Source organism: Geobacter metallireducens GS-15, from assembly GCF_000012925.1.
Lineage (GTDB): Bacteria > Desulfobacterota > Desulfuromonadia > Geobacterales > Geobacteraceae > Geobacter > Geobacter metallireducens.
The window spans coordinates 486,937-498,844 of record NC_007517.1; the positions used below are offsets into that span (position 1 = coordinate 486,937).

Annotated in this window: 9 protein-coding genes; 4 read left to right on the forward strand and 5 right to left on the reverse strand. The window is 53.8% G+C overall.

The genetic code is table 11. From position 1 onward, the window contains the following. The first annotated feature begins 132 nt into the window (after positions 1 to 132). The 4 genes from GMET_RS02215 to GMET_RS02230 all read left to right on the forward strand — a co-directional run bounded on the left by GMET_RS02215 (position 133) and on the right by GMET_RS02230 (position 3,772). The gene (locus GMET_RS02215) at positions 133 to 1,356 is read left to right on the forward strand and encodes an ISL3-like element ISGme5 family transposase (protein WP_011365668.1); all 1,224 of its coding nucleotides are present in this window, start codon (positions 133 to 135) and stop codon (positions 1,354 to 1,356) included. 136 nt (positions 1,357 to 1,492) lie between these two features. After that, positions 1,493 to 2,911, forward strand: coding sequence for a flagellar filament capping protein FliD (gene fliD / locus GMET_RS02220; protein WP_004513812.1), 1,419 nt, complete (start codon positions 1,493 to 1,495; stop codon positions 2,909 to 2,911). A 13-nt stretch (positions 2,912 to 2,924) separates the two neighbouring features. Further along, positions 2,925 to 3,347, forward strand: coding sequence for a flagellar export chaperone FliS (fliS, locus tag GMET_RS02225; RefSeq protein ID WP_004513813.1), 423 nt, complete (start codon positions 2,925 to 2,927; stop codon positions 3,345 to 3,347). Positions 3,348 to 3,361: 14 nt separating this feature from the next. Next, complete coding sequence (locus GMET_RS02230) at positions 3,362 to 3,772, forward strand: flagellar protein FliT (protein ID WP_004513814.1); 411 nt, start codon at positions 3,362 to 3,364, stop codon at positions 3,770 to 3,772. 87 nt (positions 3,773 to 3,859) lie between these two features. Here GMET_RS02230 and GMET_RS02235 read toward each other — a convergent pair whose 3' ends face one another. From GMET_RS02235 to uxaC, 5 genes are read right to left on the reverse strand one after another with little or no spacing between them, the layout of a single operon-like run. Next, complete coding sequence (locus GMET_RS02235) at positions 3,860 to 6,379, reverse strand: 6-hydroxymethylpterin diphosphokinase MptE-like protein (protein WP_004513815.1); 2,520 nt, start codon at positions 6,377 to 6,379, stop codon at positions 3,860 to 3,862. A gap of 18 nt (positions 6,380 to 6,397) precedes the next feature. Then, the gene (locus tag GMET_RS02240) at positions 6,398 to 8,377 is read right to left on the reverse strand and encodes a glycoside hydrolase family 57 (protein ID WP_011365670.1); all 1,980 of its coding nucleotides are present in this window, start codon (positions 8,375 to 8,377) and stop codon (positions 6,398 to 6,400) included. After that, positions 8,377 to 9,591 (reverse strand): ATP-grasp domain-containing protein, encoded by a 1,215-nt coding sequence (locus tag GMET_RS02245; RefSeq protein WP_004513817.1) that lies wholly within the window; start codon positions 9,589 to 9,591, stop codon positions 8,377 to 8,379. Before GMET_RS02245 ends, GMET_RS02240 begins: the two co-directional genes overlap by 1 nt. A 46-nt stretch (positions 9,592 to 9,637) precedes the next feature. Next, positions 9,638 to 10,480, reverse strand: coding sequence for an SDR family NAD(P)-dependent oxidoreductase (locus tag GMET_RS02250; protein WP_004513818.1), 843 nt, complete (start codon positions 10,478 to 10,480; stop codon positions 9,638 to 9,640). Continuing rightward, positions 10,467 to 11,888, reverse strand: coding sequence for a glucuronate isomerase (gene uxaC / locus GMET_RS02255; protein WP_004513819.1), 1,422 nt, complete (start codon positions 11,886 to 11,888; stop codon positions 10,467 to 10,469). The genes GMET_RS02250 and uxaC overlap by 14 nt, the downstream gene beginning before the upstream one ends. Positions 11,889 to 11,908 lie beyond the last annotated feature (20 nt).

An 11,908-nucleotide genomic window follows, 5' to 3' on the forward strand; every position in this document is an offset into this window, starting at 1 on the left:
GAGGGGTGGGCTTTGTTCCCCCCCCTCTTTTTTGGTTCTTCAGGGAATTCCGGGGAAGATTAATAAACAACAACGGCAGCACTGCGGTATCTTGATGGTTCCCCAACCAAAAAAGATCGCAGGAGGCTGCCGTTGTCGTATTCCGATGTTATCGCAATTGCGGGAGGGTGGGAAGGATATCGTGTTGCTGGGACACGCACTATCGTCACAGGTGATGCCAAACGGATCGAGGTAGAACTGATTGCCCTGTCCCAGGATGAGATGGTGTGTGGCTCGTGCGGCGGGCGTTGCACAAGCGTCCATGAAACGACCAAGCGCGTAATTCGAGATTTGCCGATTCTCGATGCTCAGACTTATCTGATCGTTCACCGCCGCAGGCTGCTGTGCCCTCAGTGTGGGCCAACGCTGGAGCGTCTGTCATGGCTGGCGAAATACGCCCGCGTGACGCGCAGGCTTGCAGAGAGCGTAGCGCGACTGTGTGGTGTCGTGTCTGTGAAGCACGTGGCGCAGTATCTGGGGCTTTCTTGGGACCAGGTGAAGGAAATCGACAAGCGCTCACTCACAGAGCGGGTCGGCACCGTCGACCTCTCAAACATCGAAGTTCTCGGGATGGATGAGTTCGCCCTTCACAAGGGGCACCGCTATGCGACGGTTATCATCGAGCCATACCGTAAGGAAGTCTTATGGATCGGCAAAGGCAGGAGTCGCGAGAGTATCCGTCCTTTCTTCACGCAGCTTGGCCCACATGGCTGTAAACGGCTCAAAGCGGTCGTGATGGATATGAACGCATCATATGAGGAGGAAATCAAGCAGCACTCGCCCCAGGCAGACATAGTCTACGACCTGTTCCATGTGGTGGCGAAGTATGGCAGGGAAGTGATCGACAGGGTGCGAGTCGATGAGGCAAACCGCCTGAAGGAAGACAAGAAGGCACGGAAGGTAGTCAAAACATCGCGGTGGTTGCTGCTACGAAACAGCGAGAACGTCAAGGGCGACGACATGCTTCGCCTCCAGGAACTGTTGGAGGCAAACCGCAGCCTCCTTACGGTCTACCTGCTCAAAGACGATCTGAAGCAACTGTGGAAGTTTACCTGCATTGAAGAGGCGGGACTATTCTGGGAGCAGTGGCACCAAAGGGCGATGGAGAGTGGAATACCGCCACTCATCCTGTTTGCCCGCCGGCTAAAGGGCTATCTCCAAGGAATCCTCAACCACTGCCTCTGGCCCCTTCACACCGGAATCCTCGAAGGCATCAATAACAAGATCAAGGTGATCAAAAGAATGGCCTACGGCTTCCGGGATCACGAATACTTCTTTCTCAAGATCAGAGCCGCTTTCCCCGGAATTCCCGGATGAACCTCTTTTTTTTGCCGTCATTAAAGTTTTTGCTGCTGTTGCCGATAAGATAGATAAAGGGAATCATGGGCAATAGATGGAAAGGGTCCCTGTGTTTGGCGCGGGAATTGCTTTCCATTGTTTGGGAGGAAAAGCCATGGCTAACATCTCAATCAGCGGTTTGGTAACGGGCCTTGACAGCTCGTCGATCATCTCTCAGCTTATGCAGCTGGAACGGACACCTGAGAGGATCATGAAGGCGAAGCAACAGAAATATCAGAACCAAATTTCAGAGTTTCAGAAGATAGAAACAGCCCTCAAGAGCTTTCAGAAGGTTGTGAAGGGATTTAATACTCTTGGCAATTTTAAATCAATGCAGACAACAGTGGCAGACAATTCCGTCCTCACTGCGTCTGGCTCCAGTACTGCCACGCCGGGAACCCATACAGTACAGGTGACGACCTTGGCAAAAAACCAACGCCAAGTATCCATGGGCGTCGCCAGCCAGACGGACAAGGTTTTCAATACCGGGAGCTTCACCATTACTGACAGTGCAGGCAAGACCACGACGGTCAGTATTGCTGAAGGGCAGAATTCCCTTGGGGATATAGTGTCGGCAATCAACACCTCTGGTGCTAATGTTACCGCATCTATCATCAATGATGGGTCACCAACCCCCTACCGTTTGGTTGTGACAGGCAAGGATACGAATAACTACACACTGGATTTCTCTGGTTTGACAACTCCTCCTGCCGGGGGGACCGGTTCGTTGCTCCCAACCATGCTTGGGCCGTCGGATCCGTCGTATCAGGCCGGCACCGCTGCAACTTTGGTTGTCGATGGTATCACCATGACGAAAACGTCGAATACTGTCACCGATGCTATCCAAGGGATAACATTGAACCTGCTGAAAGAGGGCAGCACCACTACTGTTAACGTTGCTAACGATACGAGTGCAGTCACAAATAAAATTAATGAATTCATATCTTCATATAACGATGTTATCAATTTGGTAAACAAACAATCTATCTATAACCCGGACACGAAGACTGCAGGCGTGCTCTCAGGAGATTCGACAGTAAGGACAATACAGTCAAAGCTCCAGTCACTCCTGTCTACAACCGTTTCAGGCGTTACTGGACCCTACACCAGTCTTGCCAGTCTCGGGATAACCTCGGACAAGAAAGACGGGACTCTCTCAGTCGATTCCACGGCCCTGTCCTCGGCACTTTCCACTAATTTTGAAGCTGTTGCCGATCTTTTTACCCATAACACGGGAACCTACACGACGTTGCCAAGTAATCAGTATGGCATTGCGCAACAGTTTAATCTCGCAATAGACTCGATGGTGAGTCCCTATATAGGTACTGGCGTGTCAACTAACGGACTCATTGAGACGCGTATCAAGGGCCTTAATACTTCAATATCTGACATCAATGACCAGATTGATTCGCTTGAAAGCCGTATAGAGAAGATGCAGTCTAATCTTCAACTTCAGTTTACCAATATGGAAACTACCGTCAGCAAATTACAGACCCAGGGTAATTCACTTCTAAGCTACCTGAGCAAGCTGTAACGAAGGAGGGGGCATGTACTCGCCGCTTAATCAATATCAGAACAACCAAGTGTTGACAGCTTCCCCAGAGAAGATTCTTATCATGCTCTACGACGGGGCGATCAACTTCACCCGTATAGCTCAGGAGCGGCTTCTTGTCAAAGATGTGCCAGGAAAGGGGATTTATATCGGGAAAGCTTTGGCAATAGTTACTGAACTGATGAACACTCTGAATCACGAGGTTGGAGGTGAAATCGCGGCTCACCTTGAACAGTTGTATCTTTACCTGATGGATGAGTATACCAAAGCCAATATGTCATATGAGATGGCGCATCTGGAAAATGCAGTCAAAATTCTTACCATACTCAGGGATACCTGGAAGGAAGCTGCTGAGATTGTTCAACGTGAACGCGTTGCTTTACTTAACGAGCAGCACGTATCTCGCATGGCAGGTTAGAGAGGCCATTGTCGATGACCCTTGGTGATCTTCTGGTGGATGCGGAGCGACAAAGTTCTCTGCTTTTGCAGGAGGCGGAAAAGCTGCTGCGTGATCTTGACATTATTGCCGATGATGAGCTTGCTCAACTCTTGGCGCGGCGGCAGGAGATTGTAGATTGGTTTCAGAATTTTGACGTCCGTCTCTATGATTGCATGGACGGTTCCCCTGACGCACAAGCAGCAGTTGCTAAGTTCAGGATATGCCAGAAAGAGACCATGGAAAGAATTTTGGAAATAGACGCAATGACCGTTGCCTTGGCAAAGGGACGACTTGCCTCCATCGGCGATGCCCTTGCAGCATGTGCCAAAGAGGCGAAGGTTCTTTCTGCCTATGGAGAGACTGTAGGCGGAACGAGACGACATCGGCTCGACAGTGTTTTGTAGATTACGGGCAGTTGGAGAAGAATGCGAGCAAGAAGGGCGACAGGTACTCTGTCGCCCTTCTTTGTCAGAAAGAAATGGATTAATGGTTCAATCATTCGATGGAGCGGCAAGTCCCTCCAATTGTGAAAGTGCAACTCTGTTTGTCGGGTCATTCTCCAGCACCCTGGCAAAAAGATCCCGGGCCGTGTCCGCAAGCCCGGCATCCCGGCAAAGTATGCCGAGAGTCACCAGCGTTCCCACATCCTTTGGTGCAATGGAAAGGTAACGGTTGAAGGCATCGAAGGCTTCGTCGTAGCGCCCAAGGGCCTTCAGAATCTCTCCGTAAGGCGAAAGGTAGGCTGGAGACATGCGTGACAGGCACTCAAGGGCCAGCAGGGCGTTTTCAACGTCGTTGCCTGCAATGGCAAGAGATGCTATCTGCCGTAAAGCGTCTTCAGTCGTTGGGTGGGGAGGGTCGACCAGCAGGTGCTGGTAGCATTCGATCGCTCTGTTCGGTTCTTGCTGGAGTTCGGCAATGAGGCCGTTGATGAAATAAAGGTAGGGCTCTGCCTTCTCGCGGTCAGGATGGGAGGCAATCCCTGCTGCCATTGCTTCCAGTTCTTCACGCTCACCCCGCCGGAAGAGTAGCCGCGCTTTGCTCCGGATGTGCTTCAGGTCATAGCCCTTTTCCAGAAGTTCCATCCTGATGGTCTGCTCATCGGTCATGAGATGGGTAAATTGATCATCAAGCTCGCGGAATTTTCCCAGAATCGCTTCAGAAAGGCATTGGGCAGTGACAGGGTGATTGCGCAGCCAAAAGCGACCGCGACCCGGTTGCCCGTCCCGTAACCACTGGGAGATGAAGAGGTCGCAGTCCGGCGAAGACTTTTCCTCTTCTATTCTGGCCTCTATCCTGGACAGTGCGCTGTTTGTCACAGCCAGAAGTTGGATAGTCCCTGCCATGTATGCCTGATAATAGTCTCGCGTTGCTTTCTCGATCTGTTCGTCTGTCCACTCCTGTTCCTCTTTTGGTGTTCTAAGAATTGAGAGGAACTTTTTTAGACCAAACTGCTTTACTAGTAGTGAAAAATCTCCATAACGTCGGTCAAGCTTTCGTTCAATCTTGTCCATCTGCACTTTATGGCGAAAACTGCGCTCCTTGCCATTGCGTCCGAACAACCCATCAGTACACTCCAAGGCCTCTTGAGAGAGTGAGAGAATCTCCTTGAATTTGTGCTGGGCACGTTCGAGCTCCTTCTTGATTTTGCGATAGTGGCTCAATCGGGCCTTTGAGGTCGGAGGAGGCAGGTATTTGTCAATGAGTGCTGAAGTGGAGATCGTGTCTTCAGGCAGGTCGATTTCTGAAGGCGGCCGGTATTCGATGAGGGGAATCTTTGCGGCACCCAGAGAGATGTTGTAGAGCCGGTGCCCTTTGCTCACAGCCAGTTCGGCCTGGAGCTTGAGAATCTCCAGCGAGTGTGCGTATCCGTGGTTGGTGTCGGCCAACCAGCCGCCGTTGGTTTCAATTCGGGGAGAAAGTTGGCCTAGGTCAGGCCCTACCTTGTTTTCAGCGCTGCCGGCGGCGTGGGTATGCCCTTCACGGGAGAAACAGAGGTCTACCCCGGCAAGAACGATGGTTTCACATCCCATGTTCATGGCAATAGAGAGGGCGTAGTTGCTTACTGTTGGTCCCGTATAGAGATGAGTTTCGATGTTCAAAGGGGTGGACCAGGGGAAGAGGCTGTCGGTGTAGGCGCTTCTCCCGCCCCACTGCCCCACCAGCAGGGGGGATGCATGGTAGCTGCTGACGAGGACCGGAGATTCCTCCATGTCAGCAAAATATAACATCTCACGGCTCACCTCGAAACTGACCTTCTGGGGGTCAACCGTAGCGACTAGGTGAGGAACTATTTGCTCGCTCTGCAGGATTTTGCTGATTCGGGAAACGGCAATAAGGACAAGACGGTCGCGGTTTTCCCGAACCCACGGCAGGGCTTCGCGGAGCGATGGACCACCGGCAAGGATGACGGCGGTTCTTCCCTTAAAGGTGTCGACGAGGGTCCGGGAGAATGCGACACGGTTTTCTGCAAGATTTTCCAGTTGCCTCAGGATGTATTGGGTGCAGTTGATGGAGGCATGGGTTTCATGGACGAGAGTTCTGACATTCAGATTGATATTCCAGGAGATGTCTCGATACTCGGGGAGATTGGCATCGCTTGAAGCGATTGATTCATTAACCCTGACCGCGTCAATGAAAACATACTCGTTGATTTGCAGGTCGGTTGCTATTTCCTCCCAGGTGTCCGGCGTGGCGATGATCACTTCAGGCGGGAGTTCCTTAAGGATTCCCTCTTCCGAGAGCCGTTCAATCACCTCCGGCAACTCGATGAAAAGATAACGGGATCCGGAGGGAATCCCTTTGTTTACAACATAGGTGGGAAACAGCCCTGAATCTGTCCCGATGATGATGTTAAGCTGATATTCGGCAAAGAGTGATTCTCCGTAGGTTGATGCATAGAGCGAATCGGAGCCGATGGAGTTGAATGCATTCCGGTTTACCTGGTAGAGGTAGCGATCTCCGAAGTCGTTTACCAAAAATGGCCCGAGGTAATTTCCCGTATCGGACATGTTAGAGCCTTTCACTATTTATTTCCGTTGTTTGGCAGATTTCGCTGATGCTGCAGATATGGAAATGTGCGCCCTCAAAGGGATTCTGTTGCGCCTGGGTTTGCTTGTTTCATCCATTTCCGATGCGCTGAAGCCGCATCGGAAAAAGTATGACGGACCTACCGGCTTGCAGGTTACCAGGCCGAGCAGTGCGGAGAGGGAGCGGTCTACGCTAATCTGCAAGATCGAATGTGCATCTCCGATCTCGATTATCCCTTCAGTCACGCCAAGCCCCTGTTTTGCCGACACCAGAAAAGAACTCGCCTCACCGTGGAAAAATCTCTTGCCTGCTACAGGAAAGGTTTCCGGATTGTTTCCACCGTTGTGGGCCCGGAAGAAGAGTGTTGCAGCGTCGAAGGCTTCGGGATTTATGGTGACGTTGCCGAGTCGCAGGGAGCCCACGGGGATCAAAGGCCAATCGAATCGGTAGTCTATGGAAATTGTAGTGGTGTTGATGTCAATGCCGACCAGTTTCGTTATGGGACCAAGGGGGGGGCTGAATGTGGCCTCAACGGTTACCATTCCGCCTTCAGGATGCCAGCGAACCAACGGTTCGACAGGCGCCAAGTCCGTTATCTTGGGCCGTCCATGGGTCTCGAAGACCGCATGCCCCGTATAAAAATCGGCTCCGGCGGTGATGTCGTCGAAATAGCCGTGATAGAGGGTGCCGCAGAGGCTGCGTTCGTGGATTCGGGAGAAAACGAGGGAGTCAAAGGCCAACCCGCGGCGCAGGTTCAGCTTGAGCCGCACCCCTGGCGTTTCGATCGTAAGGTAGTGTCCTTCGCGCAGAGCGGAGACTTCAGGGGGGAGGATCTCCACGCCCCCCTCGACAAGCCTCGTTAAATGCGTTATCCCACAATGGCGGCCAAAGGAGTTGAGGCGGCTTCGGTAGCGTTTCCAACGGCGCGGGGTAATGTGGGTGCGGAAATCGCTGCTCCAGAGGTAGCAGAGTTCGCGCCACTCCTGGTCCGTGGCATTTCCCTTTGCCAGCAGCGCGTCGTGAATCCGTTGGCAGGCGGAGTTGATGCCGATGTCGTCCCGACCGGTGACGGCCCATCGGGTGATGTTGTACTTTTCCTGCTTTTTCACCGGGATAGGTGCCTCGGGGGATTCGAGGCTCAGACGGTTTCCGGCTCCCGGCTCATGAAGCAGGGAGAGGAGTCGTGAGGGAGGAATGAAGGTGAAGCGTCCCTCCTCCAGCAACCGCTCGAAAAGCTCCCTGATCCGTCCCCACTCGTCATGCTCCATGACCGCTTCGGTGGTGAAACGACCGGGGCGGAAGTCAAAAATCTCAATATCATTGCCGTAGAGGGGGATGGCGCGGGTCGTGCCGTTGTCGTGCCGGCCGATAAGGGCAAGGTAGTCGTCCAGTTCCAACTCGCCATGGACATAGCGCTGGAACTTCTGAAAGAAGATGGAGTTGTTCCAGATGACCGGCAGCTCTTCGCCATGCTGGCCCATGGCGATCTGGGGAAGATAGCGCCATGCCGGATCCCACTGGGGGTGATGGTAGGCGGGGTTGTCCCATTCCATGACCATGGCCTCGAAGCCCGCCTCGCGGTAGTGTCCGATGAGCCCGGCGGAGTAAGCCTGTTCGTTGACCAGAACAATGCGTGGGCGCAGTCCCAGAAGCCGCTCATAGGTCTGGTTGCCGATGCGCAGGTTCTGCCGGTTCACTTCAGCCGGCACCAGGGGGCCGATCATCTGGGAGTAGCCGCTTCCCACCAGCTCGCATTGCCCCGAGCAGAGTTCCCGAAGTTCCTCCACCCAAGCCGGGTCGATGGCCGCCACGGTCTCGAGGGTATAGCCGGTGATCTCGATGCCGAAGGGGAGGTTTAGGTCGCGGGCCAGCCGAAGCAGAGGCCAGTAACAGCGGCGGACCACCTCGGGGCGCAACTCTTCCTCGATGGAAGAGAAGGCCAGGTTCAGGTGGAAGATGGTATAGAGAGATAGTGACATTAAGGGACCGTCTCGAAGCGGATCACCTGACGAGTTGCATCAATGCGTGACCACGCGTCTTTTTCATCCTCGCCAACAGCGATCACCCAGCAGCACCGTTTACCGTTGTCTATCATGGGCTCAACCCGATCACCTACAGCCTTCGTAATCAATATCTGCTCGATCCCGGGTAATGCGCGCGCTTCTTCTATTCCACTGATGGATCTGATTATGCCGGGTTCGGGGAAAATTCCTGCACAGATGGATGTCCTATCATGCTTGGCGGCAAGGAGGCTCTCGTCCAGTTGCTCTCCCATGGCCAACTTCATGACGGCTTTGATTGGGTCTTTCCCGGAACTCAGAGGTGTCGTGTACTGGGAATGGAATCCACCGCTCAGCCGTGCCGGCATCTCGAGTATCATCGGCCCCTGATCGGTCAGTATCATGTCGGCTTTCGCGGGGCCAAAATCAATACCTAACGAGTCGGCAGCAGCATCGACGACCTCACAGATGCGCTTTTGTGTTTCCTTGTCGAGGTTCGAGGGGTCCACATGGGCTGTTTCTATGGCGTAGGGAGCGAAACCGAAGTGCCTGTCAGCCAGACTAACGTGATAATGCTTCCCCTTCCAAATGATGGTTTCGACGCTCTGTTCTTTCCCCACTACGAATTGCTCGATAATTGCCGTCCCGGTTCGCGAGGTGGCGCAGGCGGCTTTGAAGGCGGCGGGAAGCTGATCAGGCCGGTCGATGCGCATGCTCCCCCGTGATGCAGCGCCATCAACTGCTTTTACGATGGCAGGGAAGCCTGTATGAACAAGAATTTTTTGAGCTTCCTCCAGCGTCGACGCTTCGGCGCTCCATGGGGTCGGAATTTTGTCCCGCAGCCATCTTTCTTTCATAAGGGCCTTGTTGTTCGACCGTCTGGCCACCTCCACCGGAACCCCTGGCAAGCCGAGTTCCTCGCAGACCGCTGCAACCGTAATTGCCACATCTGCGCCGGCAAAGGCCCCTTTCAGCCCAACCCTTTTCCCGTGCTCCCTCGCCCATGCCACATGCCCCTCGACATCTTTGACGTCCAGTACGAGGTGCTCGTCCGCCAGTTGGAACCCTGGGGCCTCGGGATTGCGGTCACTGGCGATGACATAGTATCCGAGGGCGCGGGCTCGCTCTAATGCGGGTATCTGCATTATGCCGGCACTGACTACGAGAATGGCGGGGCGTTTTTCAGAGTTCATGGGGAAATTCCTTACCTGATGGTTACTTTTGGGCTGTTGGAATCTTTTATTCCAGGTTTGATTCAGGGTCGTCATAGAAGTGCAGAAGATCGGTCAACGTTTCTGGGCTCTGGTATGCCGCCCATGTCCCGTCGGGCCACGAGTGCCCTTCTATAACGTATCCGTCGTCGCAGAAAATCACGTTGCCAGTCAGGTGCCGTTGGGGGATACATAGGGCAATGGCCGATTCCACGACCCCCTCTACCGTAGCGAACCGCTTGGTGGGAGTATGCGCCAGTATCGAAGCAGCTCTGCGTGACAGTTGCCCGACATCGTCCCGCAACAAGTGCCGATTGAGCGGTGTTTCAACGGTTCCCGGGGCCAACCCGTTGACACGGACCCCAAAACGGGCCAGTTGCGCTGCGGAACTTTTGACTAGACCTTCAAGGCCATGTTTTGATGCGACATAGGCGTGAGAACCTTCCAGGGAAACCCTGGATGCATCGGAACACAAGTGGACGAGATGACCGTGGCGCTGCTTGACAAACAGACGCGCGAATCCGGCTGTCAGAAGAAATGCGCCGGTGAGGTTTGTGTTTATGACTCGCGACCAGTCGTTTAAAAGCTCTGGAATATCTTCTTGCCCGAGCTTCATCACGGCATGGTGTGTCCCGGTAAAATTGAAGGCCACATCGATGCGGAGGTTGCGTTTTCCCAGAGCGGTGAAGAAGTTGCTGACCGAAGACGGGTCGGTAACGTCCACTGGCAGGTGAGGGAGGCCGATCTCGGGATCTTTTCGCCCCGCGACGATGCAGGCCGCCCCTACTGCCGTTGCTGCTTGGGCGAAGGCCCGCCCCAAGACCCCGCTTGCCCCCAGAACGACGATGTTCATGCCACTAAGAATTCCCATGGGCTACCTTCCATCCGAAGAAAGATTGTGCATTAGCATAGAAAAGGTCACGGCAAAACTCATCGATGTCAACCTGATCGGGGTTGAAAAGACCGGATTCCAGATCGTCAGCCAAACGTAGCGTTATGGCTTTACGGAAATATTCGTGACGGGCCGTTGAGAGAAAACTTCGGGAGTCTGATGCCATGCCGACGAAAGTTCCGAGAACACCAACAGCGCATTGAGCGTTCAGGTGGTCCTCTATGCCGTATATCTGGTCGAGAAACCACCAAGGGGGACCGTGCTGAACTTTCCCTCGAATTCCCTCTCCCCAAAAACTTCCGGCAATGGTCGCGAACATTAACGTGTCACGGGGATTCGAATTGAACAGAATCGTTTTCGGCAACCGCTCGGAGGTGTCCAGTTGATCGAGGAACGCAACGAGAGACTCCCCCTGCGGGAAATCTCCTATAGAGTCGCAACCTGCATCCAGGCCGTATGATGAAAAAATTCGGGTGTTGTTGTTCCTGCGAGCCCCAAGGTGCAACATCATCGTCCAGCCGGATTCGTGATTCCATTCTGCGATCTGGCGCATGAACCAACTGCGCCATTTTTCGAGATCATCAGCGTCGATATCGGAAGAACTTAAAAGCAACCGGCTGAAGATGGTGGTGGCTTCGGCGTCCGAGCAAGGAGTTGCGTAGCACCGGTCCATCCCATGGTCGGAGACCCGGCATCCGAGTTTGTGGAAGAATTCATATCGGACCCGAAGCGCCTCCATGAATGTTTGTAACGACTCTATTGCGATGCCGGAACATGCTTCGAGCCGTGAGCGCCAATCGTGAAAATTCTGGCGGGTGTGGAGGCAAAGCGCGGAGTCAGGGCGAAAGGTCGGGAAAACCCGAAAAGAGACCTCCTTATCTTCTACAAGTTGGCGGTGCGCTTCCAACTGGTCGGCTGGATCGTCAGTGGTGCAGAGGACTTCGACGCCAGCTCTTGCCAGTAACTTCCGTGGCCGGAAGTTTTCGGTCGCGAGCATCGAGTTCGCCTCTTCCCATATGCACTCTGCAGAAGACGGTGTCAGCGGAGCCGTTATGCCGAAAGTCCGCTTGAGCTCAATCTGGCACCACGCCTGCATTGGGCTTGAGGCCATCCGCGTGATGGTGCGAGCCCACGCATCAAACCGTTCTTTTGGCGACGCTGAGCCGGTGCACAGATCCTCGCGCTCACCGGCTATCCGCATGGCTCGCCATTTATAGTGGTCTCCTTCGATCCACAGTTCCGAAAGATCCCTGAAGTGGGCATTACTGGCAAGCCTTGCCGGCGGCAGATGGCCGTGATAGTCAATGATTGGCAAGGAGGCATGTCGCTCGTACAGGGTAAGGGCGTTTTCTCTTACAGATGCCGTGAAATTACGCCTAATCGTCATGATGATTCCTTTTCCTGCAT

Coding starts and splice junctions, on each gene's coding strand:
- fliD (WP_004513812.1), top strand. CDS start 1,493: ATGGCTAACATCTCAATCAGCGGTTTGGTAACGGGCCTTGACAGCTCG.
- fliS (WP_004513813.1), top strand. CDS start 2,925: ATGTACTCGCCGCTTAATCAATATCAGAACAACCAAGTGTTGACAGCT.
- GMET_RS02230 (WP_004513814.1), top strand. CDS start 3,362: ATGACCCTTGGTGATCTTCTGGTGGATGCGGAGCGACAAAGTTCTCTG.
- GMET_RS02235 (WP_004513815.1), bottom strand. CDS start 6,379: ATGTCCGATACGGGAAATTACCTCGGGCCATTTTTGGTAAACGACTTC.
- GMET_RS02240 (WP_011365670.1), bottom strand. CDS start 8,377: ATGTCACTATCTCTCTATACCATCTTCCACCTGAACCTGGCCTTCTCT.
- GMET_RS02245 (WP_004513817.1), bottom strand. CDS start 9,591: ATGAACTCTGAAAAACGCCCCGCCATTCTCGTAGTCAGTGCCGGCATA.
- GMET_RS02250 (WP_004513818.1), bottom strand. CDS start 10,480: ATGGGAATTCTTAGTGGCATGAACATCGTCGTTCTGGGGGCAAGCGGG.
- uxaC (WP_004513819.1), bottom strand. CDS start 11,888: ATGACGATTAGGCGTAATTTCACGGCATCTGTAAGAGAAAACGCCCTT.